We start from the raw sequence: 23,524 nt of genomic DNA, 5'->3' as shown, positions 1-23,524 counted from the left end.
AGCCCGCTTCGCCGTCATCGAGAAGCGCCATGCCCCAGCCAAACAGACCTGGTCGCGACGTCGCCGCCGAAATCACCGACCTCATCATCAACAAACTCGAAGAGGGTGTCCCGCCATGGTCCCGCCCCTGGAGCTTGAGCCAAGCCGGCGGCCGGCCCCTGCGTCACTGCGGAACGCCGTACACCGGAATCAATACGCTCTATCTGTGGGCGATCGCCGATGCCGAGGGATACCGGTCCCGCTACTGGATGACCTATCGGCAGGCCGAAGCGCTGGGGGGCAATGTGCGTCGCGGTGAAACCGGCGCGGTGTCGGTCTATTACTCCTCTTTCCAGAAGCACGAAGCGCACCCCAAAACCGGGCAGGACGTCGTGCGCAGCATACGCTTTCTCCGCCACTACATCGTGTTCAACGCCGACCAGATCGACGGCTTGCCGGCATATTTCTACGCCGCTGCGCCCGAGACGCCGGCGGCGCCGTCCGACCACCAGGCCGCGATCGATGCCTTCTTCACGGCCATCCCCGCCGACGTTCGCCACGGTGGGAACGAGGCCTATTTCTCACCGACGTTCGACTATATCCAGATGCCGAACCGGTCGGCGTTCACGAGCATCGACCATTATGCCTCGACGCGCTGCCACGAGACCGTTCACTGGTCGGGTCACGTTCGGAGGCTTGCCCGCACATTCGGCAAACGCTTCGGCGACGCGGCATATTCGTTCGAGGAACTCGTCGCCGAGATCGGCGCGGGCCTATGCTGCTCGCAACTCGGACTCCCCAATATCCTCCATGACAGCCACGCCAGCTATGTTGGCCATTGGCTCGGCATCCTGCGCGGCGACAAGACCGCGATCATTCACGCCGCGGCCAAGGCCGAGCAGGCCTTCAAATATCTGATGACCTTCAGCTCCGACGCGCCGGCGGGCGCGGATGTCGGCGGCGGCTCGACAGCCGACTGCGCGGCCTGACGGTCTCACCACTTCCAACACAGCAACGAAGGAGTTCGCCATACGATGGCTCTTCATGCCCCGAAGCTCAATGGGCGGCCACGCATCGGCTAAAGCCTATCTCGACGACCAATTTACGTACGAACGGGTGCAGGACGATGGTTCGTCCCGCGGCCTCAAGGTGCTCGCATCGATCTGCCCTGGAAACCGGGTTTATTATGCAGCGACACAGGTGATGACGAATGGGCAGGGCGGCGAGATCTTCGCCATTGTCTGCCTGGTTCGCTGGAACCCCCGGGCCAAGGACGGCTACATCTTTGGCTACAAGGACATGGATGAATCCATGGGACCATGCGAGGCAGACTGCCCCGCCCGCATTCTCGATTTGCTAACCCCGACCGACAAGGAATATGCCCGCGAATGGCGCACGCGCTGTCGCGCCAATCTAGAATTCCGCGCACGTCAGCTTGCCGATGGGGACCGGATCCGGCTCCCCGAATCCATGACGTTCAGCGACGGCAATGTCCTGCAGGAATTCGTCGTAGCAAAACGTGGTCGGCGTGTGCTCCTGCGCGATCCCCAGAGGGGAGGGCTATACCGCATTAGCCGCCTGATGGAGCGATCGTGGACGATCGTGCCGACGATCAAAATCCACAAAACCCTGTTCGGCTAGGATCGTGGGCGACGTCTCCAGCCTAAACTTCGCTTCGCGCGTTCGCGATGATCCCGCGGATTTCCTCGACCACTTCGGACATCTGGCGATAGGTCTCCTCAGTCAGCCGGACCAGCGTGCGGCGGCCATCGCGCGGATCGGCTTCGGTTTGGAGGTGGCCCTGATCGACCAGGCGTCCGATCGTCCGCAGCGTTGTCGCCTTCGGTGCGTCGATCGAGGTGTAGAGATCCGATAGCGAAAGCCTGCCATCGTGGGCTTGCGAGACGAACAGATCGAGCAGTAACATCCAGGTTGCGTCGGCAAAACCGACGTCGCTCAATATTCCGTCGCGCGCGCGGTTTGCCGCGAGCAGCGCTTTGGCGAACGCCTTCGTCTCCGAGGCCTCGATACAGGGATGGGTCCTCGCGGTCTCGAACTGCCGGGCGCCGGCGGGTTTCATCCCTCCGGTGTCCATGCCCCACGGTCCGATGGCGCGCGGGGGCAGGACAATGGCTCGTACCAGCGACCTCCAACCCTCACAGCCATCGCTTGACCCCCTCCAGAAATCGATCGGCTTCGGCCGATCTGCGGCCGACCAAAATGCATCAGAATTGCCTGAACTTGCACGACATATTTGGTCCAAAAAGGTAGTCCGCACGCTTCGGTGTCGCGCGCTCGGCGGCTTCCCGCCGCGGGCGGCGGATCGATCGAGAAGAGGGGGAGGGGAGCGGAGAGGGACGCGCTGGCGATGGCCCCCGGCGTCCCGACCTCCCGAAAGGACAGCCCCATGGACATCTCGATCTCGCGCGCACTCCTCCTCCAGATTGTCGGCCGGTTGACCGCTGACGACACGTTCCTCGGCTGGGTTCGCGGCAGCGGCCGCCGCCATGCGCTCACCCTCAGCCTGCAGCACCTTCTCGAGGAACGGGGCCGCGCCGAGGCCGCCCCTGATCTCGTCACCGCGACGCGGCGCTACTGGGAGGACGACGCCAGTGTCTGCGTCGACGATCCGGCGCGGCAGCGGGTCGACCGCGACGGCATCTGGCTGAGCGGCTGGCTGCGCGCCCGAACCGGTGTGACCGCTTTTGACCGCATCGATCCCGTGCAGTTGGCGTCCGCCATCGCCGCGCTGCCGCCTCTTTCCCGCCAGGTCTTCCTCCTCCATGCGCACGAGGATCTCGACTATGGGCGGATTGCCGCGCGGCTCGCTATGTCGACCGATGAAGTGCAGGATGAACTCGCGGGCGCGCTTCTCGCGCTTGACACGGCGCTGTACGGTGCCGCCGACTTCCTGGACGGCGACGATGGCAAACCCATTGCCTAGCGTCGCACCCTCATGCAGGTAGCAGCGTCATGCGTTCCGACATATCCCATCTCCCCGCGAAGAATCAGCGCGAACTCGAACAGATTGTCCGCGCGATTTTCGAGGAGTTCGAAGACGCGCACAAGCTCGCCAGCGGCGATCGCAAGGCGGGCCGGATCCTGAAGGTCATTCTCTACGGGTCGATCGCGCGCGGCGAAGGCATCTATGAGCCGCAGACGACGAAGGGCTATGTGTCGGACTATGACATCCTCGTCATCGTCAACCAGGACGAGCTCGCCGAACCGGAATATTGGACCAATCTCGAGGATCGGTTCAGCCGAGATCATGTCATCCTCGGCCGGCTTCGCCATCCAGTCAGCCTGATCGTGCATACCCTCCAGCAGGTGAACAACAACCTCGCGGACGGCCGTTTCTTTTTTCTCGACGTCGTGAAGGACGGTATCGTCCTCTACCAGTCAGATGATAACGAACTTGCGACGCCAAAGCCGAAGCGGCCTGCCGACGCGCTGAAGCTGGCGCGCGAATATTATGAGGAGTGGTTCCCGAGCGCGGGCGAGTTTTTTGACGGCTACCTCTTCGGGATCGAGAAGAATCGTTACAAATGGGCGGCGTTCCAGCTTCATCAGGCAACGGAGCGGCTCTATCATACGCTGTTGCTGACCTGCACATTCTACACCTCGCACAGCCACAATATCGAAAATCTCCGCAAGCAGGGGCGGAGGCTGGACGCGCGCCTCGTCTATGTGTGGCCGGACGATGCGAAAGAAGCGCGCCGCCGCTTCAGCCTCCTGAAGGAGGCCTATGTGAAGGCGCGCTATTCGAAACATTACAGGATCGAGGCCGAGGACCTCGCCTGGCTTGGCGAACGCGTCCAAGAACTCAGCGCGATCGTTCAGCAGGTGTGCGCCGAACACCTGACGGCGCTGGAGCGCGCGGTCGCGGCCGAGAAAGACGTGCCGGAATCGCCGGCCGCCTAGGGCTTGAAACGAACGGAGGTTCATGGCGATCACCTCGAATGCAGTCATTGAAATCTCCGCAATCAATGACTAATATGAGAACAAAGGAGACGTGTGGTGGCGAGCATGACCATTCGCAATGTGGACGAAAGCCTCAAGCGGCGCCTGCGGATGCAGGCAGCCGCCCATGGCCGCTCAATGGAGGAAGAGGCGCGCGATATCTTGCGTTCGGCCCTTTCGACTGACGCGCCGCGCACAGCCAATCTTGCGGATGCGATACGGGCTCGCTTCGCTCCGCTCGGCGGCGCCGATCTTTCACTTGCGCCTCGCGAGCCTATGCGCGAGCCCGTCGATCTGTCGTGATCGTACTCGACAGCAATGTTCTGTCTGAGGTGCTGCGTCCCGCACCAGCGCCTCGCGTAATGGATTGGCTGAGCCGCCAAGTTTCGACGTCCTTGTTTGTCACGACCGTCACGCAGGCGGAGATTCTCTTCGGTATCGCCATACTCGACCCGGGTCGGCGTCGGGATGATCTGCAATCCGCTGCGATGGCCATGTTTGCCGAAGATTTTGCGGGCCGAATTGTCGGATTTGACGTGGACGCGGCGCCCGTCTTCGCGGCCATCGCTGCGGAACGCCGTCAACTCGGCAGGCCGATCAGCCAGTTCGATGCTCAGATAGCCGCCATCGCGCGTTCCCGCGGGGCCGCGCTGGCCACTCGAAACATTCGGGATTTCGAGGCGTGCGATATCGAATTGATTGATCCATGGAGGGTGGCCTAGCGCAATGGGAATCCTGACGACCGCGACATGGACACCGCGAGCGACGGGACGCGCTGCAGAACTTCTGCCACAAGGTCCCGATGACCCATCCCGTTTGTCTCGAATGCATCGGCAATATTCACCTCCGCGCACAACTTGCATCGGAGGCCCGGCTCGGGACTTGCGCCGAATGCGGCGAAACGCGCCCGGCGGTCCCCTTCGAGCTGCTCGCCGCGCGAATTGACGAAGCGTTCCTTCCGAACTTCGAGCTCACGCCCTACGATCAAAGCCCCGGAGCCGCCGCCATCTTTGTCGACATCGCGGGTATCGATTCCGATCTGGCCTTCCGGATCGAGGAGTATCTCGGCGACACTTACGGCGACCAGGAAGAAGGAAATCCGTACGACTATTCGACGGGTTTCAGGCGGAGCCGCACGCCCCACTATTGGCAGGAAGAGCGCTGGGCGCGATTCTGCAACACCCTGCGCAAGACGGCGCGGTACATCAACGCGGACGCCATGGCCTGGCTCGATGATGTTTTCGAGGACATCGACGCGCATCGCACTTGGGATGCGGCATCGGTCATCAAACTGGTCGTTCCGGGAGGTCCGGGCAGCCAATTCTATCGCGCTCGCGTGGCTTCCGATGAGGATACTCTTCGCCGTATTCTCAGGCAACCGGTCCTCCAGATGGGGCCGCTGCTGCCAGGCCTAGGGCAGGGCGGGCGCCTGAATGCGCCCGGCATTCCGGGCTTCTATGGCGCCACCGATGAAGCGACCTGCATCGCAGAAATTCGTCCCCCGGTTGGAGCGCACGTCGTGGTCGGCCGTTTCGACGTTTTGCGGCCATTGCAACTGCTCGACTTCAGCGCGCTCGAAGAGCTAGCGCCTCAGGCAAATCCGTTTGATCCCCAGTTCGAGGCGAAACGCGACCGCGCGTATTTCCTGCGCTCACTCGGCGAGCAAATCTCGCGCCCGGTCCTGCCCGGCGCCGAGTTGCTCGGCTACGTTCCGACCCAGATGGTCGCCGAATATCTCGAGCATCGCCTCGTCTTCCCGATCGACGGCATATTCTACAAATCGACGCAGAGTGGCTCGACCGGCGGTAACGTGATGCTCTTCAATCGCGCGGCCCGGGTCGAGCCGTTCCCGCATCACACCCACTTTATCGACCTCGATGTACGAACCATTGATGTTGATACCGAAGACTACGACGACAGCATCCATCTCAGCGTGCAGGAGATTGACGCGGTCGAGCCGCCCGACCCGCTGGCCGTGCTGAACGGCGACCTTCCTCACATACCGGCACCCCTTCCGGATACCTTCGTCCAGCTCGACATTGACGACGATCGTCCGCTCTGCTTGCGCCTGCCGCCAGATGGCATCGCAGTCCACGCGATCCGGGCCGTTGCCTATGAACTGTACACACGACAGGTTACGACCCCGACGACATCATGGCCAGGGGCCGACGACTGATGTCAGGCGGCGGCCCGGTGATCTGTCTGCGCCTACGCCGGCTCTGAGCGCGGGCTCTTCCCCAGGCGCAGCGACAGCTTTCCGTTCGTGCTTGGTCGTCCGGCCTTTGTTGGCTTGGGCGCCAATGCCTTCTTGCCGCTCTTTGGTACGGCGGCCGCTCGCGTCGTGCCGGTGGCGGCCTTGCGGCCGAGGCCAATTTCCATCGCGAGTTCTCGGCGACGCGCCGCATATACCGGCGCGACCATCGGGTAGTCCGCCGGCAGGTTCCACTTTTCCCGGTACTCGCGCGGGCTCAGGCCATAGACCCGATTCAGATAGCCCTTGAGCAGCTTCATCTTCTTTCCGTCTTCGAGACACACAAGATAATCGGGCTTGATCGATGCCCGGATCGAGACCGCCGGAAGCCGCTGCGCCGCCTCGACCGCTTCCTCGGCGCCCAGCGCCGCGAGGCACTCATGAACATTCTGGATCAAAACCGGTAGGTCGCTGATCGGGACGGCATTGTGCGAGACATAGGCCGCGGCGATGTCCGCGGCGAGTTCGACAAGCGCTTCGGTCACTCTGCTTCCCCTTGTTGCTGGCCGCACTTTGTCGTCAGACCGCCGTCTTGTCGATGATGTTCTGGCCCGGATCGAACCCGTTCGCGCCCGTTTCGCCGCCTGCTCGGCCCGCAGAACTTTTCGCGATTAAGTTTTGAAGTCGGCGGGGGGTCGGTGTTTCTGTACCTTGAAGCCAAATTCCGGCGCTGCGCGATGAGATATCAGACGAATATTTTTACGCAGCGGTTTTGGCGAGGCGGACACCAAATTCTATTTCCTTTTTGCGCACGGAGCCGATGCATTGCATCATAAGAATAATTGTAAATAACTATACTATCATTCAATCTATACTGTTAAATTACGATAAGTAAATTTTCTGATCTGAGAATATTGAAGTGCTCCAATCTGGGTGTAGCAAAGACAAAGCCTGATCGTCCACGCCATTGCAACTTGCGTGCGCCGTATCAGATGTGCATAACACCTATCCAGCGGCGCCGCTTCGTGGCGTCGTGCGATCCAAATACGATCGACTGTCCATGGTCGGCCGTCACATTCTGTGCATCAATGTCCGAATGGGCAGAATTGCGCATGCATTGCTGACCGGCGGCGTCCATGAATCCAAATCCATCTGAACCCAAAGCCGACGGGCGGTCGCCTGGGCGCGAGGCCTCGCCATGAGCGAGCCGCCGCCTGACAGTGCCGTCCTTCAAGAAACCAACGATCGCTGGCTTGACCGCCTGTTCCGGACGGAAGCGCCGCGCCTTGCCCGCTTCATTCGGCGCGCAGTCAGAAATCAAGATGAGGTACACGACCTTGTTCAGGAGACCTTCGTCAAGCTCGTTGCGTCCCCGCCACCCGCGCGGCCGCACACGCCCGACGCCTATTTGCGGCAGATTGCCAAAGGCATTCTCTGGTGCCGCACCCACCGCGCGCCGCTTCGGGCAAAGGCAATTCACGTCCCGATCGACGAGGCCCCAGATCTCGCGACCGCGCCGGAGCAGGAATGGATGATCGACGCCGCCGATTTCATGCGACGGTATGAGCAGGCTTTATCCGAGCTCCCGGCGCTAACACGCGAGGTCTTCCGGCTCAGTCGGCAGCAAGACCTTACCTACAGCCAGATTTCGAAAGAGCTGGGAATTACGGTCCGCGCCGTCGAACTTCATATGAAGAAAGCGCTCCGGTATCTCGATCACAGGGTGAACACCGATGGTTGATAAACGCCGAAACCCCTTCGAGAGCAACCAGCTCCAGCGTGAGGCGATCGAATGGTTCGCCCGCATGCGCGGCGACGAGGCCGAACGTCATCGCGCCGGTTTCGAGCGCTGGCTCGCCCGTGGCGCGGTCCACCGGTCCGCGTACAATCGAATCGCCAACCTCTATTCGGACGGCAAGCGTGTGAACTGGGAGAATCTCCCGCCGCCGCAGCCAGTTCGGGGCGCCGCCAAGCGCGTGTGGATGGTGTCCATCGGCGTCGCCGCGCTGGTCGGATTTGTCGCCTGGCGCATCGTGGCTGTTCCGATTCTGCCGGGCGACAGCAGTCTCAATGCGCCGCCCGTCGAAATAGCCCGGAAGTCCGACGGCATTCAATATGCAACGCGGCTCGGCGAAATCCGGACAGTCAAATTGTCGGACGGCTCCAAGCTTACGATCGACACCGATACGCTCGTCACCATCGATTTTGGACAGACGGCGAGGCATCTGCGGCTCGAACATGGCCGAGCACGGTTCGAAGTCGCCCATGAAGCACGGCCCTTTGTCGTCGACGCCGGCGACGCGGAGGTGATCGCGCGCGGCACGGTGTTCGATGTATCCTATCTCGAGGATCGCAGGGTCAAGGTTCAACTCCTCCACGGCGCAGTGGACGTCACGCAAAAAGGCTCTCGCGCCGGGGCGCCGACGCTGCGCCTGCAGCCGGGCGGGACCATCGTGGTCGAACCGAAGGCTCAGCCTCGACAGATTCAGGGAAAGGCCGACGCACCTGAGGATTGGCCCAAGGGGATGATGGAATTTCGCCGCGCGCCCCTTGCCGATGTTATCGCGCAGGTGAACCGCTATGCGGTAGCGAAGGTCAGGCTGGCGGACCCAAGCCTCGGCAAGATCGAGGTATCAGGCGTCTTCCGTATCGACGACGCCGACGCGCTCGCTGGCCATCTCGCACAACTGCTCGGATTGCGGGTCGAGCGCACTGCTGGGGAGATCATTCTCACTCGCTTGGAAAAATAAATCGACCTCTAGCGTGTTTTTCCAAATCCATCTCGTTCCTACCAAATTGCAGCGGGAAAACGCCCGCTCAAAATGAAAAATTGGGGGGAAGATCCATGTCATTTCGCACCGGTGTGGCGAGCACGCTGCTCGCCACAACAGCTATACTTGCGTGTTCTGCACCTGCTGCCGCACAGGCGGCCACCGCTACCGACTATGATCTGCCGGCCCAAGATCTCGAAACGTCATTGCGCTCGGTTGGGCTGACCTCTGGCCAACAGATCATGATCACCTCCTCCGCGGTGGCGGGGCGAACGGCGCCGGTCCTCAAGGGGCAATATACGGTCGAGCAAGCGGTGCGCGCGCTGTTGCATGGGACGGCAGTCCGGGTCCAGTTTAAGGACGATACCATCCTGATCGGCGAAGGGGCCCGGGCGGACGCCATCGATACTGCGGATGCTAACCCGGCAGAGATCACTGTCATCGGCTCCCGCATCCGCGGTGGCCCGGCGACGTCTCCCGTTACGAGCATCACTCGACGGGAGGCCGAGTTGCTCGGCCGGACCGATCTGGGCCAGATTATTCGCGATCTGCCGCAAAATTTCTCGGGCGGTCAAAATCCGACGATATCAGCGTCGGGGCAAGGAGGTTTTACAAACGTATCTGGGTCGTCGGCAATTAATTTGCGTGGCCTCGGTCCCGATGCCTCTCTGACTCTATTCAATGGACATCGCGTCGCGTTCGACGCGATCAGCCAAGGTGTCGACATATCGGCTATTCCGCTGTCAGCGATCGAACGTATCGACATTGTGACCGACGGTGCGTCGGCACTCTATGGATCCGATGCCGTAGCGGGCGTCGCCAACGTCGTTCTTCGACGTCAGGTCGACAAGGTGATAACTTCTGCGCGCTTGGCGGGTACGACCGCGGGCGGCGGTTTTACGCAACAGTATAATGTCGTCGGGGGCCCAGCCTGGGCTTCCGGTAGCTTGATGGTCGCCGCCGACTATCAAAAAATGGACGAAGTCGCGGCGCGCCAGCGAGCGTACACGAGCAACTTGCCACCGGATACGACACTCCTTCCCCGCCAAAAGCAGGTCAGCATTGTTGCAGCTGGTCGCCAAACTGTCAGTGAGAGCGTCGGTTTGGAGTTCGACGGACACTATATGCACCGCTCGACGTCGCGCTGCATCACCGCATCAATTTCGCCGAGCTGTTACGGCCAAGGCAGTGTGGTTGATTCGACGGTCGACAGCTGGTCAGTGACACCATCATTGCAAGTGGAGCTAGGAACCAGTTGGTCCCTTCGCCTGTCAGGCACCTATGGTGAAAGCAACACATCGATCGCAACCCGCGTATTTTTCAATGGGGCAGAGGCTGGGCTGGCCGTGCCTCAATATGAAAACAAACTTGGAGCGGTCGAAATTGGAGCCGAAGGCCGGATATTTTCCCTGCCCGGCGGAGAGGCCCGTATCGCGATTGGAGGCGGATTCAGATCCAACAAGCTCCGCGTCGATTCGCGGCGTTTTGTCGGCGGTGTGGAATCGCCGATCGATATCTTTGCCGAAACTCGAAACGTCGCCTTTGGCTATGGCGAGTTGTCTCTACCTCTGGTCTCGCCGACGAACGGGATCAGCGTTGTTAACAAGCTGCATTTCGTCGGCGCATTGCGCTTCGAAAGTCATCGCGGAATCGATCAAATAACGACCCCAAAAGTCGGCATGGTGTATGCGCCGCTCGCCGGATTGGAGTTCAAAGCCAGTTGGGGAAAATCCTTCAAGGTTCCGACTTTGTATCAAACGGGTCAAACTTCCAATGCCCAGCTTGTACCGGGTTTCATCTTCTCTCCCGCTCCGGCCGTAAGCGATCCCGTCCTATATCTCTTCGGCGGCAACCCCAACCTCTCGCCGGAACGAGCTACCACGCTCACGGCGTCTTTGACGATAGAACCCGTTGCGGTCGATGGTCTTCGATTGGACCTTGGCTATTTCCGCATTCGCTACCGTAATAGAGTGGCTTCACCATTTTCGCCCATCACCAGCGCTTTCCTCCCAGTGTACGCCTACTTCGTTCAGCTGAACCCCACTGCACTGCAGGTAAACAGCGCGATCAACAGCATTTCGGGTGTTTTCGAGAATTCGTCCGGACAACCGTTTAATCCGGGTTCGGTTGCGGCGATCCTCGACGACCGGCTGCAGAACATTTCGCTGCAATTGCTCCGCGGCATGGACGCCTCAATCAAATATTCGCGCGACGTCGGAGATGGTGCCAAGGTCTGGATCAGCGGCTCTCTAACTTATCTGGATAGCACGAGGCAAATCGTCGCAGGGCAACCGGAGATGTCCCAATCGGGTCTGATCTTCAGGCCGCCGAACTGGCGAGGAAAACTAAGCGGCACTTGGGAGGAAGGCGACGTCAGTTTGACGGCGGCTGGCAACTACATCGGCACTATGAAGGACGACCGCTTCCAGCCGGTCATGAAGGTGCCGTCTTTTGTAACCGTTGATGCCATCTTGAATGTCAGCAGCGGTGAACGCCGCGGTCTCTTCGGCGGGACCACCCTGACGATCACGATTCAAAATCTCTTTGACGAGATACCGCCATCGGTCCGATCGCTCGATCCCGCCGCTTTGCGGTATGACTCGGTCAATCATTCGACGCTCGGCCGCACTTTCGGCCTCACAGTCTCCAAGGCTTGGTAATGATGCGTCGTGCCAGAAATTCTTTCGCCGCCGTTTGGCTGTGCGCTCTCGTCATTTTCGCTAGTCCTGCAAGCGCCGATGATCGCTGCGAAGGGCTTTTGCCGACCGAAGCGGCGAAGCTCCCGCGCTCGTCCGTCACGGCAGATCATCTCGTCGAGCTTCGGGATATCGGTCAACCCTATGCCGCGGATCCCTCGCGTCCCCTATTCACGCTTTCACCAGACAAGCAAAGCATTGCGTTCCAGCTTCATCGCGCAGACCCCGAGACAAACTCATATTGTGCGGGACTAGTCGTGCTGCCGCTTCGTCCCGGTGCCAAGCGTCAATTAATCGACATCAGCCACGAACTCATTATGGACCGTCCGGCGTGGTATGGGTGGTCAGCCTTCCAAATCGGAACCCCGGCCCCCATTACGCCGCGGTGGCTGCCGAACGGCAAGCTGATAGCGTATTTGAAGCGCGATAATGGATCGAATCAAGTCTGGCTTGCGAGTTTGGACGGTGCAAATGCTCGCCAGATTACGAAATCTCCAACTGATGTAGATGATTTCCGACTATCGGACGACGATCAATCCATCATTTATTCGACGCGGCCAGGTATCCCAGAACAAGAACGCGGGATCGACCTCGAAGGCTTGAGCGGATGGCGCTATGACGAGCGAGCGTTCCCCGTCCGCGGAGGGCGGCCGCAAGTACCAGCCACTTCGTCACGGTACATAGTCGTCGACATTGAAACCGGCGCGGAGCGTGCCGCCACCGAGGCCGAGAGTCGTGTCTTCGGCGTCGGTGAGGAGCAACCGCGCCGCGCGTCTGGTCCAGGACAGCGGGAGGCATGGATCGAAACAGAAGAAACCCAGAGCTATCCGCCGGACTATAGGCTGATTGCCACGATTGGGACCGACCGCTTCGATTGTCCGCCCAACGTCTGCAAGCTGGACCGATCGTCTATGATCGGCTGGACTTCCGATGGAGCAGAGCTGATCTTTACGCGGCGCGAGGGCTGGGCCAACAGCCTCACGGGAATTTATCTGTGGAGGCCTGAGGCGCCTTCCGCTTCGCGCGCGATTGTTACGAGTGATGCTCTCATCGAGTGTCAGCCTAGTGGGAACGGCTTGCTCTGCCTCCGTGAACGCTCAAGTGCACCTCGCCACTTCGTAAAGTTCGACTTGCGAAAAAAGGAAGCTGAAAAGCTGTTCGACCCCAATCCCGAGTTCGACCACCTGCTCCTGGGGCGCGTGGAAAGGCTCAATTGGCGGAATGGATTCGGCGTGCCTTGGTACGGCGACCTTGTGTATCCTGTCGGTTACCGCGCCGGTCAACGCTATCCAATTGTGATCGTCCAGTATCGCACGAAGGGCTTTCTTCGGGGCAGCACAGGGGACGAGATCCCCATCCAGACGTTTGCCAATGAGGGGTATTTCATACTCAGCGTCGATAATCTGACTTATGAAGACATCATTGGCAGGCAGAAGGATGCGGGGGAACTAGCAGCCGCGTTCAACCAAAATTTCGTAGGCAGAAAGCAAATCCTTTCCGCGATCGAAACTGCGATTTCTTCTCTGGAGAAAAGAGGACTGATTGCCACCGACAAGGTCGGCATTTCAGGCCTGAGTGATGGCTGTACCACGGCTAAGTTTGCCGCAATCAACAGCGTCAAATTCGCGGCCGGATCGGTTTCTGGCTGCGCGCTGGAGCCTGACCAAGATGCAATTCTGGGTCCGATGATCGCGCAGGCATATCATGAGAGCGGATGGCCCCGGCTTGCCGACAATGATGTTGGCTTCTGGTCGAAGATCGCTTTTATGTCGCAACCGGAACGGGTCCGATTCCCAATGCTCTTCCAGGCTGCGGACAATGAGTTTTTGGCGATGGTAGGAAGCCATACAGCGTTGCAACAAATTGGAACGCCCAGCGATCTTTATATCTTTCCCGACGAGGATCACATCAAGTCTCAGCCCGCGCATCGGCTCGCCATCTATCTTCGCAATTTGGCTTGGTTCAATTTCTGGTTGAAGGACGAGCTTCCGCAGAATCCCGCCCGTAGAGAAGAAGCCGAACGGTGGAAGATAATGCGCGATGAATGGAAGCTTCGTGGACCCGGTGCAAATACTCAGGCTCGGTCTCTTGACGTTGAAGACCAGTGATCGATCCAGGCCTCAGCATCAAGGAGTTCCATGATCCGAGCGCAATCATTTCGTTGAAGAGGAGTGGTCGGCCGCAATGCGATCTCGAGGGCTTGGCGATCGATGAGACGATTTGTCGCCAAGTGTCCGTTTAAGAGCCGATCTGCAATCTCCCCGCAATGATGACGAATAAAGCCCCCAACGAAGCCGTCCGGACTGCCTTTCCCACGGCGACCAACCACACGAGATGGCAAGGCTGCTGAGAAAGCTCTGCGAGCAGCAGAGCGATCCTGGCCGCCATGACAAGCCTCCCACGATGGTATTGCCAGACACGCTTCGACTATCGGTTGTGAGAGAAGGGGACTGATCATCGGAACAGTCAACTGCTTGTCGCGATGTTCGATATGATGGAGCGCTCGCAGGATCATGGCCACATGCCCCAATTTCCCATAGCTGGCGTCCTTTGGTGCGCGCAGCCATGGGTGCTGAACGGGTGATTCTGCCGCGTTCGCGACAAGCTCGCGGTCCAGATAGTCCGTATCGACATGCCAGATTTGGGCACGTCGGCGACCGCGGATGCCTATCCGGACTGCCTCGGAAATAGCCTGCCAAAAACTTGCGCCCGTGATCGAACAGATGTCCAATATAGTGGCGTAGAGGTTCTTGGAAATCCCTTCGGCGAGATACCGATCGACGATCGGCCTCGCCGAATGCGTCAGATAGAAAACATTGTCACCGCCAGCGCCCACAAAAAAAGCATCGACATTGAGCCGGCGTGCCGCCTCACGTACAACGCGATTGTAAGCCATCTCATGTGTTTTACCATTTGGAATGGGAACGCCTTCAGCAACCGAACGACCCATTTCTATGGCCGCGTCCGCATATTCCTTCTCATGGAACGCAGTGCCGGTCTGATCGCATATCATGCGGGCATAAAGTCGCTCATCGCCCACCGGATCAGATGTAACGGCTGTGAGGCAGTGGACGGTTTCACACGCTTCCGCCAAACAAACGGCGACGATCGATGAATCGAGCCCCCCCGAGAGCCCGATGAGGGATCGCGGATAGCATTTGGCCCACGCCGCGTGAGTACGACGGATCAGGTGCTCAAGCCGTTCGCTTCGTGTGTGGAGATCTTCCGATGCGCGTGGCGCCATGTGGTCCCAAGGGCTCCACTGCTGCGTCAAATTGGTTTCATGATCCGCCAAAGTTATCATTTGGCCAGGTAGCAGCTGCTTCAGACCGGAAATTGCGGTGCCCTCGGTGGGGAGTTGGCTAAAATAGAGCGTGCGACCGACAGCCGCAAGATCGACCAAAGGCCTGAGCAAGCCGGCTTTTTCTAGAATTGGCGCGTCTGAGACAAATGCGGTTAAACCTCGGGACGAAGTGTAATAACAAGGCAGGCCACCCAACGGATCCCGTAGGATGCCAACTTCCCGATCGGTGCGAAACGCTGAGACATAGCTGCCCCAATATTGGGAGACTAGCCGACTGTCCCGCCCTATCGTTTCAGCTTCCTCTCGCGTAAAAGCATCAATCTTATCGAATTCGCCGGACGCTCGGAAAAGCTTCCCAACGATAAATCCATTCCCGTCGGGAGTTAGAAGCATCTCGCTGGGATCGTTCACCAACGCGATCAGGTTATCGCTCTGATAGGCCACAGACATGGCGGTGCGAAAGACCAGCGATCGGACGAATGCCTCATTCCAACCGGGCGCACCGCTAGCCAGAATCAGATACTGCACCGGCATCATATCACCATGATGGGCGTGAACAGCTGTACTCGATCAGGTTGTTCGTTGAGAACGATCTCTCCGTCCTGAACCCAGCAGTGCGCCGCAAATGGCGCGTTCTGCACTCCGATAACCGCCTGCGCTCGCAAACCGTACTTCCGGCAAACCGACACCAGGGCGAAGGATCGTTCCATGCATTTGTCGTGGCTGCCAAGGACCCGGTCGGCCAGCTCGAAGGCGTAGACGATGGCTCTCATTTCCGCCGTTGGTGTCGCTTTTCTGCTGTCTCCCAGTCCCTCCAGATGGTGCAGCTGCCGCTCAAGCCGCCAATGCTTCATGCGCCACGCCCATAGAAGACGAGCTCCGATCGCCTTGACGACAGCAAGCAGCGATGGTCGCACGAGGGAGGTGTTGAGCACGGCGGTCGGCACGAATGCGCCAAGACTGCGGTTGTCAGACCGAGACGGTTCGTCCGCGGTGCGGCAGAGAACTCCTCTTCTGATAAGCCGCTCCAGACAATTTACTTCTCGCTCCGTAATCGGCTCACCCCCTAGCCAATGGTGAAAAGCATCGGTGTAGCTTTTGGGAAGCGCGAAATACCTTTCCGCTCGAATGTCTAACAGAATGACTTGCCCGCCGCTGATGCAGAAGCGGATACTCTCGTGAAGTGCAAAGGCCATGGACATGCTACGAGCGTCAGGCGCGCGAGCCATTACGGCTCGCACGCCCTGCCTTTCAGTCGTCCGAAAGACCAGCGAACGGCAGCTTGCCGCCGACGCCGTCGTTGTTGATGAAGCCGGGGCCCTTCGTTTCTTCGGTGACCGAACCGAGATCGATGAGCTCGTCGTCGCGATGGTCGAGTTCCTTGTTCATGATAGTCTCCTTTCACATCCTGCTGCTGGGTCGCAGCTCTGAAAGGATCGCCAAGAAAAGGCGTATATCCTAAGATATATGGTCCCGCATCTGACCTATATATCCGATACTTAAGTCCAATATGGGTAACGCCGGCCTTACGTTCGCCTCCCCGGAGGGATCGCGCCCACGATTTCAGGCAGATGGCGAAGCCGACGCTTGTGATAGGCGATGAGGGATCGCCGCACCAACGGTCGTTCATCGCGCCTGATCTGACCAAGCAGCGCCGCGAACTCGCGGTGCAATCCGCTCAATCGGCTCTCTTCGGCACGTCGAATCCGACGCATCTGATCATTGAGCCCCCGAACCCGCGCCAGAAAAAACGGATTGCCGGTTCGCACCGCCAGGAACTCGAACAGTCGCTCGATCGCCGGCGCGCGACCGGTCTCATCGCGTTCGTCGAACACGAGCGGAGACGCGGCGCCGATCTGGCACGCCGCGGCATCGAGGATGCTGCATTGTGCAATTTCATAAAGATGCCGGACCGCGATTTCGTCCAGCGCCGGAACCTCGAACCCGCCTTGCACCGGCATAACGAGAAGGCCTTCGCCGACGAGCCGCAGCATCGCCTCGCGCACCGGCGTCGCGCCGGCTTGGTAGCGCTCGACAAGATGGGGAATCCGCACGCGGCCCGGCGGCAACTCCCCCTCGACGAGATCCAGCTTGAGGGCCGCATAGGCCCGTTCACTCAGTCCATGGTCAGCGCCCATGTCCGACACCCCTGTTGGGGAACCCGTCAGGCTGCTGGCCCGCCAGGCCTGCGCGAAATCCCGTCAGACGGTGACCCGTACCGAGAGTACCCACCGCCACGGCCAGCTTGCCGCAACGCCAAACAACGGTCATTCGCACGCCGTTGCAACGACATTTGGTCTCATTCTGCGACCATATATGCTCTGCGGACCGCTGTCGGGCTGCGCGATCGTCCCGAGGCCGCGCCGCCGCCGCCGGCATCGATGCGATGGCCAAAACCCTGCTGGTCACACCGCCTTGAGGAGTGGCGGCATCATTTCGTGCCGGTAGCCGGCTTCGCCGAGCAGCCGCACCAGCTCGCGAAGCATGTCCTCCATCGCCGCCTTGCCCTCGGGCGTCAGCTCGAGGCCGAGCATCCGCTTATCCTTCAAATGGCTGTACCGGACCGCGAGGCCGCGCGAGGTCAGCTTCTCGATATAGCGAAGCCCGGTCGTCTGTGGCACATCGGCGGCAACGCAGGCATTGGTGACGGTCGTGAGCTGGCCGCGCTGCGATGCGATATAGAGATCGAGCATCATATCCCAGATCGGGTCGGCGAACAGATCGCCTGCCGCCGCCATATATCGCGGCCGTGCACGACGTGACCGGTAAACCGCCTGGCAAAGCCGGGCGAGCTCCTCGTCGTCTAGGAGCCCGTCCACGATTTAGCATATTTGGGCTGGACTGCGGCGATGAGTTTTGATTCAGTCGGGGGATGAGCAAGCGCTTTCTTCCCTGGGATGTTGATCAGGTATCCCTGTTTCCGCCTTCGGTGTCGGATTATGTCCCGTCCTCGCACCCTGCCCATTTTGTTCGGGATCTGGTGCGCGACGAGCTGGATCTCGAAGCGGTCTATGCATCGTATGACGATGCTCGTGGGGCGCCGGCGTTTCATCCTGCGATGATGACGGCGCTGCTGCTGTACGCGTACACGCAGGGCCTCTATTCCTCGCGACGGATCGCGCGGGCTTGCGAAGACCGGCTCGATTTCCATGCGGTGACGGCCAGTTCGAAGCCGGATTTTCGGACGATCTCAGAGTTTCGCAAGCGGCATCTCAAAGCGCTGTCGGGATTGTTCGTACAGGTGCTGAAGCTGTGCGCCGAGGCTGGCCTGGTCAAGCTCGGCCATGTCGCGCTGGACGGTACGAAGATCAAAGCCAATGCGTCCAAGCACAAGGCGATGAGCTATGCCCGCATGCAGAAGGCCGAAGCGGCGCTTGCGGCCGAAGTGGCAAGCTGGCTCAAGTCTGCCGAGGCCGCTGACCGCCGCGATGATGCGAGCCTCGGCGCCGGCCAGCGCGGCGACGAGTTGCCCGACTGGGTTGCCGACAAACAGCAGCGCCTGACCAGGATCCGTGAGGCCAAGGTCGCGCTCGAAGCCGAGGCCCGAGCAAAGGAAGATGCCAAGGCCAAGGCGAAGGGCGATGATGACGATCGCAGCGATGGACCGCGGCCAGGCCGCAAGCCCAAGCATCCGCCAGGAACGCCCAAGCCCAAGGCACAGCGCAATTTCACCGACCCGGACAGTCGGATCATGCCGGGCAAGGATGGCTTCATTCAGGCGTATAACGGTCAGATCGCCGTCGATGCGACCGCGCAAATAATCGTGGCGCATTCGCTGTCGAACTCGTCAGCCGATTCCACTTGCCTGATCCCGCTCACCGACGCTGTCACCCGGAACATGGAGGGCAAGAAGGCCAGGGAGATCTCGGCGGACGCCGGCTATTGCTCCGAAGCCAATCTGGCCGGGCTCAAGGATCGCGAGATTTCCGCTTACATCGCCACGGGCCAGGCCAAGCGCCCGACGACCGGAGGCAAGGTGGGCGGACCGCTCACCCAGGCGATGCGCCAGAAGCTCAAGCTTGGCGGACACCGCAGTCGCTATCGTTTACGCAAACAACTGCCCGAACCGGTTTTCGGACAGATCAAGCAAGCGCGCGGATTCCGTCAGTTCCTCCTGCGCGGTCTCGACAAAGTCCAAGACGAATGGAGCCTCGTCTGCATCGCCCACAATATCACCAAGCTCTGGGCCGTAGCGTAGTTCTGCCCTCTTCGATTGCGTCTCTTCAGCGCCACAGGCCGCAACCAACCCGGCATTCGGACCCAATCACCGCGATTCTACCACCCCTCAGGTCAAAACCCGGCGCGAACGCCGTCATGTCCGCCGCGACACCTGCGAAAAAGAGTTCGTGGACGGGCTCCTAGCTCGTCCATTGTGTTTCTCCAGAACCCGCGCGAGCACGGTGGCGCTCATGGGTCCATCCAAACTCTGGTCCGCCGAGGCGCTTCCGGCGATCGTGCCGCAGCGTCCCGATCACCAGGATCGCGATCATCGGATAAGAGATCTTCCCCACGATCCACCAATAGGCGACGGGCAGGATCCCCGGGTTATAGGCGCTCGCCCCGTGCGAGGCGACCGCCACCAGTTGGAAGGCCGCAAGCCACATTGGCCAGAATCGGTCGGCGAAATTGGCAAGCAGACACAGTGCGACAAACAGCCCGAAGTCCACCACGAGCAATTCCCATTGCGTTCCGTTGAACGATGGCGCGTGCGAGCCGACCCACAAGGTCGCAAGCATCGCGCCGAACATCGCGGTGGCCGCGAGCTTCTCCGGCGCGCCGCCCCGCCACTGGGCATAGCCAGCGGCGAGGGTCAGCAATCCAATAAAGACCGCAATGACGATCATGGAATCGCAAAGGGTCCTTCAGCCCTTGGCGTCATGCGGCAAGGCCGATCGGCGTCGCCCCGCGCGCGCTGTTCGGGCGCTTGATCACGTCGCCAAAGGCTTCCGGATCGATGCCGAGCTTCTGCGCCATGAACTCGAGCTGGCGATGACCTTCGGCCATGTGCCCGATGGCACCGCTCACCGAGAGCTGCGCATTGCTGATCGCCGAGAGGATCTGATGCCCGGCGACCGGCGAGAGATTTTCATGCGACTGGGCGGCAACCACCGCACTCGCGAGACGACCGCCTTCCGAGAAGAGCCGCTGCAGCAGGTGTTCATAGCCGAACAGTGCGTCCGTCAATTCCACCACATGGGCATCCGGCGCGGCGGTGTCATTGGAGGATCCGAGAAAGGACTTCGAGGCCGACCGCGAGCATCCCGAAGCCGATGGCGAGCGCGATCCCGAGCTGGACGATCCAGAAGAAGCGGAGGAATGGACTGAGGTCATTGAACGGGACTCCCTTGGTTCGAAAAGGAAGCGACTGCAGCCACGTAAGCGGCTTGGCTTCCGACGACCTGGATGTCTCGTCGGGACCGGGTTCGACTACCCCCGCTTTTTCGAACTCGAATTTCCGGGGGGCGCCAGACGTCTCCTCATAGGCGTGCAACAACTCGGCGGCGTGCCGGCGATTGCGCGCCTTCAATGTCGAGATCGCCTCCGTAATATAAGTGTCGACGGTGCCCGGACCGAGGTCGAGCGCTGTCGCGATCTCCTTCGACGTACCTCGGAGATAGACCCGTCGCAGGCACTCCCGTTGTCGGGGGCTTAAACGCTCAAACAGTTCCTCGGCGCCCGAAGAGTGCCCGCGACTAGACTTCATCGCCCAGCATGCCGCCAATAGAAATCAACCCAACAACGACTACCAACGACCCATCCCCTTCACCGATTCCATGGCGGCAAGCCTACCTGAATCGCAATCGCGTTTCTTATACTCCACTCGTTGCGGTGGCGACTCTGACGAGATTTAGAGTTACCACCGAACGTTACTGACAAAAACCTGTAACAATCGCGGTCGCCCATTTCTTGTACAAAGTACCGCTTCATTCAGGCGCGGCATAGAAACCGCCCGTGCGAAGGAGAGGGGGAGAGGGGCAGTAGACTGGGGCAGAACGCGGCCACCGGGGACCTGTTAGCAAGCTATTCCGTCCACCAAGACGGACCCTGAGGAAAATCTTCTGCCGCCGCGACGATCGGTCCGTCGGGCGCATCCGCGACATAGGGCGAGACCAGCGCGCCGAGGCCGACCTGCCGGCGGCGAACGTCACCCGCGACGCGGCCGCGCGCCTCGAGCAGACGTTCGAGCCAGAGCAAGTCGTCGATCATATCCACGACGCCGCGACCCGCGAGGCAGAAATAGATGCAGCGCTGGAAATCGTCGCCGTCCGGGTTAGCGAGCAGCGACGCGAGCTTGCGCTTCCCGCCGGCAACACCTTCATGCACCCAGGTAACGGCCTCGCGCAGTTCGCGCACCGAATAATAGGCATCCTCCAGATGCATCCCGAGCGACGCGTTTGCGATCATGCGCTGCGTCGGACGATTGGACTCGTCCAAAGCCGCATCCCGCAACGCCACATCGCAGTCGAACGGATCCAGCCAAAGGGTCGACGAGTCGGTCATCATAAATCTCCTGTGCGAGCGCCATATCATGAACACACCCGCCATCCATTCCGCCGGAATCGAGATCATGCTCGGCCTGCCGCACCTGCGCGAAGGGCCACTCCTCGCGCGTGCCCGGGCTCTTCGCCAGCCGGTCCTCGTCTCGGCGAACGCCTTCTCGCGCTGGTCGCGCCGAAGCGGGGTCCGCGAATGGGCCGGCTGGTCGACCGGTCAATTGCGTAACGTTCGGGGGCTCCATGGACTCAGCCTCGACAGCGCCGGGTTTAGCGCGATGGTCGCATATGGCGGCTATCCCTGGACGGTCGACGACTATCTCGATCTGGCTGCAGCCTATCCCTTCACCTCGTGGGCGAGCCTCGACTATTGCGTCGAACAGGAGATCGCAGCCGACCGCGACGAAGTGCTCGACCGGATGTCGCGAACGGTCCGGGCGGCGATCGAATGCCGCTCCCGCGCGTGTGATCGGGGGATCGAGGCGAACTTCCTGCCCGTCCTTCAGGGGAGACGACCGCAAGACTATGAGCGCTGTGCCGACGCCCTCAGTCTCACGATCGAGCGCACGCCTCTGATCGGGGTCGGGAGCATGTGCCGCCGGCCGATCCATGGTCCGGAAGGCCTTGTCGCCGTCGTCGACCACCTCGATCAGATTCTGCCTCGGGGCAAGCGCCTCCACCTATTCGGCGTGAAGGGCGAGGCGCTCCCCTATCTGACCGGCTTCGCGCACCGCATCGCGTCGATCGATAGCCAGGCTTACGGAGTCAGCGCCCGGATCTCCGCGCACCGCCAAGGGCGTTCGAAGACCGACCCTTTCGTGGCCGACCATATGCAGCACTGGCTCGGGGTCCAGCAGGACCGTCTCCGGGAAGCGCCGCGCCGCCTCCCTGTCGAACCCCGCGCGGCTCCCGACGCGCCGCCGTGGGACCCGTGGGAAGCCGCGATCGTGCAGGCGCGCATGCAGATTCGGACCCTCATTGAAGACGGCGAACTCGAACATGATGAACTGACGACACCGTGGATCGAACAATGGGCGGCCGACATCTACCGCGAACACCAGGGCGGCTGAGCGAGGGAAGGGGGAGGAGAAGCACGAGCGGTTCGAAGCAATGGGACGATCCGGTTCCACTGCTGCCGTTCGCTCCCCATCCCACGACTAAGGATATCTGTCATGACATGCACCAAGAGACGCGACTTCGCGTGTCTCATGTCCCGCGCACGCGCGGCGCTCGAGACACCGGATGACCTTTCCGCCGATGACCGCGAAGCGCTGATCGAGGCGCTTGCTGCGGCCGAGGATAGCCTCCGGCTCCACCCGCTTCCTTGGGCGATCGACATCCATGTCGCGCATATCGATCACCGCGAGGGCGTTAACCTCTATGCCGCCGTCAGCCGCGAGACCCTGATGCGCGAGATTGCCGAATTCTGCCGTGAATATTGGAGCGAGATCGCCCATGATCGCGATCCGGACACGCTTGATGACGAGGACATCGCGCGCATCTACTTCGAGCTCCACCCCGACGAGTATCTCCAGACCGACCGCGTCGCGATCGATGCGCCACCCGCCGCTCTCGTCACGGGAGAACAGTCATGAACGCCCGTTCGGCCCGGGCCGAGGTTCGGAATCCGGTGCTCGCCTTGCCGTCGTTCCGCGCGTTGCAATCCCTCCTGCCGGAACAGCGCGTGCTTCTCGTCGCGCTGTTGCTCGACCTCCAGAGCGACGCGCGCGATCGCGCCGCCCGAAGCTGGGCAAGCCGCAAGGCCATGATTGCCGCCTACTGGTCCGCCGTCGCCGTCTATTCCGGGCATCTCGCCCGCTGCCTTGGCGAACGCAGAGGTCGCCGTCCCCGCGCGCGCTTCGAGCTTGTCCAGGAGGGCTTTCCCGACCTCGTCGTGGAAGGATGGGAGGCGGCTTCCACCACATACTCCGTACGCCGCGAAGAATGCGGTCTCGGCGCGCGAGACTTTCCCAGAGGCACGGTCAAGCTTGGCGGGATCGCGATCGCGCACGTCAGCTATAATGGCCGAATTTGGCCCCTCCACGAATGGGAGCCGAACATTACGCCCATCTATGACAATCGTGGTCCTTCTCGCGATTCCGGTTGAGCGGCAAGGAGAGGGGGAGGGA

General features: G+C 60.7%; 26 protein-coding genes. 15 read left to right on the top strand and 11 right to left on the bottom strand.

Going from position 1 to position 23,524, the window contains the following annotated elements; all coding sequences use genetic code 11:
* Window positions 1-29: 29 nt before the first annotated feature.
* Both CDQ92_RS11275 and CDQ92_RS11270 read left to right on the top strand, forming a co-directional pair.
* Entirely contained in the window at window positions 30-968 is a 939-nt protein-coding gene (locus CDQ92_RS11275) for an ArdC family protein (RefSeq protein WP_088441425.1), read from the top strand.
* A gap of 40 nt (window positions 969-1,008) precedes the next feature.
* Window positions 1,009-1,620: a DUF6927 domain-containing protein gene (locus CDQ92_RS11270; RefSeq protein ID WP_088441553.1), complete on the top strand. Its 612-nt coding sequence runs from the start codon at window positions 1,009-1,011 to the stop codon at window positions 1,618-1,620.
* A gap of 22 nt (window positions 1,621-1,642) precedes the next feature.
* On the opposite strand, the gene CDQ92_RS21155 is transcribed toward CDQ92_RS11270, so the two are convergent.
* Window positions 1,643-2,074 carry a winged helix DNA-binding protein gene (locus CDQ92_RS21155; protein ID WP_158213828.1) on the bottom strand — a complete coding sequence of 144 codons (432 nt, stop codon included), beginning with the start codon at window positions 2,072-2,074 and terminating at the stop codon, window positions 1,643-1,645.
* Window positions 2,075-2,386: 312 nt separating this feature from the next.
* Between CDQ92_RS21155 and CDQ92_RS11260 the strand changes: the two genes are divergently transcribed.
* From CDQ92_RS11260 to CDQ92_RS11240, 5 genes are all read left to right on the top strand, one after another.
* Window positions 2,387-2,923, top strand: a complete 537-nt coding sequence (locus CDQ92_RS11260; protein ID WP_158213827.1) for a sigma factor-like helix-turn-helix DNA-binding protein — start codon at window positions 2,387-2,389, stop codon at window positions 2,921-2,923.
* A gap of 29 nt (window positions 2,924-2,952) precedes the next feature.
* Complete coding sequence (locus tag CDQ92_RS11255; protein ID WP_088441423.1) at window positions 2,953-3,900, top strand: HEPN domain-containing protein; 948 nt, start codon at window positions 2,953-2,955, stop codon at window positions 3,898-3,900.
* Window positions 3,901-4,005: 105 nt separating this feature from the next.
* Window positions 4,006-4,242 (top strand): FitA-like ribbon-helix-helix domain-containing protein, encoded by a 237-nt coding sequence (locus tag CDQ92_RS11250; RefSeq protein ID WP_373289685.1) that lies wholly within the window; start codon window positions 4,006-4,008, stop codon window positions 4,240-4,242.
* Window positions 4,239-4,661 carry a type II toxin-antitoxin system VapC family toxin gene (locus CDQ92_RS11245; protein ID WP_088441421.1) on the top strand — a complete coding sequence of 141 codons (423 nt, stop codon included), beginning with the start codon at window positions 4,239-4,241 and terminating at the stop codon, window positions 4,659-4,661. The genes CDQ92_RS11250 and CDQ92_RS11245 overlap by 4 nt, the downstream gene beginning before the upstream one ends.
* Before the next feature lie 80 nt (window positions 4,662-4,741).
* Window positions 4,742-6,115 (top strand): RES family NAD+ phosphorylase, encoded by a 1,374-nt coding sequence (locus tag CDQ92_RS11240; RefSeq protein ID WP_088441420.1) that lies wholly within the window; start codon window positions 4,742-4,744, stop codon window positions 6,113-6,115.
* Window positions 6,116-6,147: 32 nt separating this feature from the next.
* Here CDQ92_RS11240 and CDQ92_RS11235 read toward each other — a convergent pair whose 3' ends face one another.
* Window positions 6,148-6,675 (bottom strand): Ros/MucR family transcriptional regulator, encoded by a 528-nt coding sequence (locus CDQ92_RS11235; RefSeq protein ID WP_188682485.1) that lies wholly within the window; start codon window positions 6,673-6,675, stop codon window positions 6,148-6,150.
* Between the two features lie 653 nt (window positions 6,676-7,328).
* Between CDQ92_RS11235 and CDQ92_RS11230 the strand changes: the two genes are divergently transcribed.
* The 4 genes from CDQ92_RS11230 to CDQ92_RS11215 all read left to right on the top strand — a co-directional run bounded on the left by CDQ92_RS11230 (window position 7,329) and on the right by CDQ92_RS11215 (window position 13,705).
* Window positions 7,329-7,871: an RNA polymerase sigma factor gene (locus CDQ92_RS11230; protein WP_088441418.1), complete on the top strand. Its 543-nt coding sequence runs from the start codon at window positions 7,329-7,331 to the stop codon at window positions 7,869-7,871.
* On the top strand, window positions 7,864-8,880 hold the full coding sequence (locus CDQ92_RS11225; protein ID WP_088441417.1) for a FecR family protein: 1,017 nt from the start codon (window positions 7,864-7,866) through the stop codon (window positions 8,878-8,880). The genes CDQ92_RS11230 and CDQ92_RS11225 overlap by 8 nt, the downstream gene beginning before the upstream one ends.
* 95 nt (window positions 8,881-8,975) lie before the next feature.
* A complete protein-coding gene (locus CDQ92_RS11220) occupies window positions 8,976-11,561 on the top strand; it encodes a TonB-dependent receptor (RefSeq protein ID WP_088441416.1) in 2,586 nt (861 codons plus the stop codon).
* Entirely contained in the window at window positions 11,561-13,705 is a 2,145-nt protein-coding gene (locus tag CDQ92_RS11215; RefSeq protein ID WP_088441415.1) for an Atxe2 family lasso peptide isopeptidase, read from the top strand. Before CDQ92_RS11220 ends, CDQ92_RS11215 begins: the two co-directional genes overlap by 1 nt.
* Here CDQ92_RS11215 and CDQ92_RS11210 read toward each other — a convergent pair.
* The 5 genes from CDQ92_RS11210 to CDQ92_RS11195 all read right to left on the bottom strand — a co-directional run bounded on the left by CDQ92_RS11210 (window position 13,672) and on the right by CDQ92_RS11195 (window position 17,639).
* Complete coding sequence (locus CDQ92_RS11210; protein WP_088441414.1) at window positions 13,672-15,438, bottom strand: asparagine synthase-related protein; 1,767 nt, start codon at window positions 15,436-15,438, stop codon at window positions 13,672-13,674. The genes CDQ92_RS11215 and CDQ92_RS11210 overlap by 34 nt on opposite strands.
* On the bottom strand, window positions 15,435-16,103 hold the full coding sequence (locus CDQ92_RS11205; protein WP_158213826.1) for a lasso peptide biosynthesis B2 protein: 669 nt from the start codon (window positions 16,101-16,103) through the stop codon (window positions 15,435-15,437). Before CDQ92_RS11205 ends, CDQ92_RS11210 begins: the two co-directional genes overlap by 4 nt.
* A gap of 49 nt (window positions 16,104-16,152) precedes the next feature.
* On the bottom strand, window positions 16,153-16,290 hold the full coding sequence (locus CDQ92_RS20860; RefSeq protein ID WP_144035753.1) for a benenodin family lasso peptide: 138 nt from the start codon (window positions 16,288-16,290) through the stop codon (window positions 16,153-16,155).
* 137 nt (window positions 16,291-16,427) lie between these two features.
* A complete protein-coding gene (locus CDQ92_RS11200) occupies window positions 16,428-17,039 on the bottom strand; it encodes a GntR family transcriptional regulator (protein ID WP_088441412.1) in 612 nt (203 codons plus the stop codon).
* 267 nt (window positions 17,040-17,306) lie between these two features.
* Complete coding sequence (locus CDQ92_RS11195; protein ID WP_088441411.1) at window positions 17,307-17,639, bottom strand: helix-turn-helix domain-containing protein; 333 nt, start codon at window positions 17,637-17,639, stop codon at window positions 17,307-17,309.
* Between the two features lie 134 nt (window positions 17,640-17,773).
* On the opposite strand from CDQ92_RS11195, the gene CDQ92_RS11190 reads away from it, so the two are divergent.
* Window positions 17,774-19,099 carry an IS1182 family transposase gene (locus CDQ92_RS11190; protein WP_088440032.1) on the top strand — a complete coding sequence of 442 codons (1,326 nt, stop codon included), beginning with the start codon at window positions 17,774-17,776 and terminating at the stop codon, window positions 19,097-19,099.
* Between the two features lie 160 nt (window positions 19,100-19,259).
* Here CDQ92_RS11190 and CDQ92_RS11185 read toward each other — a convergent pair whose 3' ends face one another.
* From CDQ92_RS11185 to CDQ92_RS11170, 4 genes are all read right to left on the bottom strand, one after another.
* On the bottom strand, window positions 19,260-19,745 hold the full coding sequence (locus CDQ92_RS11185; RefSeq protein ID WP_188682410.1) for a hypothetical protein: 486 nt from the start codon (window positions 19,743-19,745) through the stop codon (window positions 19,260-19,262).
* A gap of 31 nt (window positions 19,746-19,776) precedes the next feature.
* The gene (locus CDQ92_RS11180) at window positions 19,777-20,085 is read right to left on the bottom strand and encodes a hypothetical protein (protein WP_144035751.1); all 309 of its coding nucleotides are present in this window, start codon (window positions 20,083-20,085) and stop codon (window positions 19,777-19,779) included.
* Between the two features lie 31 nt (window positions 20,086-20,116).
* Window positions 20,117-20,605: a helix-turn-helix domain-containing protein gene (locus CDQ92_RS11175; protein WP_088441409.1), complete on the bottom strand. Its 489-nt coding sequence runs from the start codon at window positions 20,603-20,605 to the stop codon at window positions 20,117-20,119.
* Window positions 20,606-20,922: 317 nt separating this feature from the next.
* On the bottom strand, window positions 20,923-21,402 hold the full coding sequence (locus tag CDQ92_RS11170; RefSeq protein ID WP_088441551.1) for a hypothetical protein: 480 nt from the start codon (window positions 21,400-21,402) through the stop codon (window positions 20,923-20,925).
* A gap of 28 nt (window positions 21,403-21,430) precedes the next feature.
* On the opposite strand from CDQ92_RS11170, the gene CDQ92_RS11165 reads away from it, so the two are divergent.
* From CDQ92_RS11165 to CDQ92_RS11155, 3 genes are all read left to right on the top strand, one after another.
* Window positions 21,431-22,465, top strand: a complete 1,035-nt coding sequence (locus tag CDQ92_RS11165) for a deazapurine DNA modification protein DpdA family protein (protein WP_088441408.1) — start codon at window positions 21,431-21,433, stop codon at window positions 22,463-22,465.
* 138 nt (window positions 22,466-22,603) lie between these two features.
* Window positions 22,604-22,990, top strand: a complete 387-nt coding sequence (locus tag CDQ92_RS11160; RefSeq protein ID WP_088441407.1) for a hypothetical protein — start codon at window positions 22,604-22,606, stop codon at window positions 22,988-22,990.
* Window positions 22,987-23,502 carry a hypothetical protein gene (locus CDQ92_RS11155; RefSeq protein ID WP_229667495.1) on the top strand — a complete coding sequence of 172 codons (516 nt, stop codon included), beginning with the start codon at window positions 22,987-22,989 and terminating at the stop codon, window positions 23,500-23,502. Before CDQ92_RS11160 ends, CDQ92_RS11155 begins: the two co-directional genes overlap by 4 nt.
* The last annotated feature ends 22 nt before the right edge of the window (window positions 23,503-23,524 follow it).

This window comes from Sphingopyxis bauzanensis (genome assembly GCF_002205675.1).
Classification (GTDB): domain Bacteria; phylum Pseudomonadota; class Alphaproteobacteria; order Sphingomonadales; family Sphingomonadaceae; genus Sphingopyxis; species Sphingopyxis bauzanensis.
The sequence above is the reverse complement of the archived record's forward strand: the minus strand, read 5'-3'. Positions and strand labels throughout refer to the sequence as shown.

Coding starts and splice junctions, on each gene's coding strand:
- CDQ92_RS11225 (WP_088441417.1), top strand. CDS start 7,864: ATGGTTGATAAACGCCGAAACCCCTTCGAGAGCAACCAGCTCCAGCGT.
- CDQ92_RS11240 (WP_088441420.1), top strand. CDS start 4,742: ATGACCCATCCCGTTTGTCTCGAATGCATCGGCAATATTCACCTCCGC.
- CDQ92_RS11195 (WP_088441411.1), bottom strand. CDS start 17,639: ATGGCGGCGGCAGGCGATCTGTTCGCCGACCCGATCTGGGATATGATG.
- CDQ92_RS20860 (WP_144035753.1), bottom strand. CDS start 16,290: ATGAACAAGGAACTCGACCATCGCGACGACGAGCTCATCGATCTCGGT.
- CDQ92_RS11220 (WP_088441416.1), top strand. CDS start 8,976: ATGTCATTTCGCACCGGTGTGGCGAGCACGCTGCTCGCCACAACAGCT.
- CDQ92_RS11200 (WP_088441412.1), bottom strand. CDS start 17,039: ATGGGCGCTGACCATGGACTGAGTGAACGGGCCTATGCGGCCCTCAAG.
- CDQ92_RS11215 (WP_088441415.1), top strand. CDS start 11,561: ATGATGCGTCGTGCCAGAAATTCTTTCGCCGCCGTTTGGCTGTGCGCT.
- CDQ92_RS11250 (WP_373289685.1), top strand. CDS start 4,006: ATGACCATTCGCAATGTGGACGAAAGCCTCAAGCGGCGCCTGCGGATG.
- CDQ92_RS11165 (WP_088441408.1), top strand. CDS start 21,431: ATGAACACACCCGCCATCCATTCCGCCGGAATCGAGATCATGCTCGGC.
- CDQ92_RS21155 (WP_158213828.1), bottom strand. CDS start 2,074: ATGGACACCGGAGGGATGAAACCCGCCGGCGCCCGGCAGTTCGAGACC.
- CDQ92_RS11160 (WP_088441407.1), top strand. CDS start 22,604: ATGTCCCGCGCACGCGCGGCGCTCGAGACACCGGATGACCTTTCCGCC.
- CDQ92_RS11175 (WP_088441409.1), bottom strand. CDS start 20,605: ATGAAGTCTAGTCGCGGGCACTCTTCGGGCGCCGAGGAACTGTTTGAG.
- CDQ92_RS11230 (WP_088441418.1), top strand. CDS start 7,329: ATGAGCGAGCCGCCGCCTGACAGTGCCGTCCTTCAAGAAACCAACGAT.
- CDQ92_RS11170 (WP_088441551.1), bottom strand. CDS start 21,402: ATGACCGACTCGTCGACCCTTTGGCTGGATCCGTTCGACTGCGATGTG.
- CDQ92_RS11185 (WP_188682410.1), bottom strand. CDS start 19,745: ATGATCGTCATTGCGGTCTTTATTGGATTGCTGACCCTCGCCGCTGGC.
- CDQ92_RS11260 (WP_158213827.1), top strand. CDS start 2,387: ATGGACATCTCGATCTCGCGCGCACTCCTCCTCCAGATTGTCGGCCGG.
- CDQ92_RS11155 (WP_229667495.1), top strand. CDS start 22,987: ATGAACGCCCGTTCGGCCCGGGCCGAGGTTCGGAATCCGGTGCTCGCC.
- CDQ92_RS11205 (WP_158213826.1), bottom strand. CDS start 16,103: ATGTCCATGGCCTTTGCACTTCACGAGAGTATCCGCTTCTGCATCAGC.
- CDQ92_RS11255 (WP_088441423.1), top strand. CDS start 2,953: ATGCGTTCCGACATATCCCATCTCCCCGCGAAGAATCAGCGCGAACTC.
- CDQ92_RS11275 (WP_088441425.1), top strand. CDS start 30: ATGCCCCAGCCAAACAGACCTGGTCGCGACGTCGCCGCCGAAATCACC.
- CDQ92_RS11190 (WP_088440032.1), top strand. CDS start 17,774: ATGAGCAAGCGCTTTCTTCCCTGGGATGTTGATCAGGTATCCCTGTTT.
- CDQ92_RS11210 (WP_088441414.1), bottom strand. CDS start 15,438: ATGATGCCGGTGCAGTATCTGATTCTGGCTAGCGGTGCGCCCGGTTGG.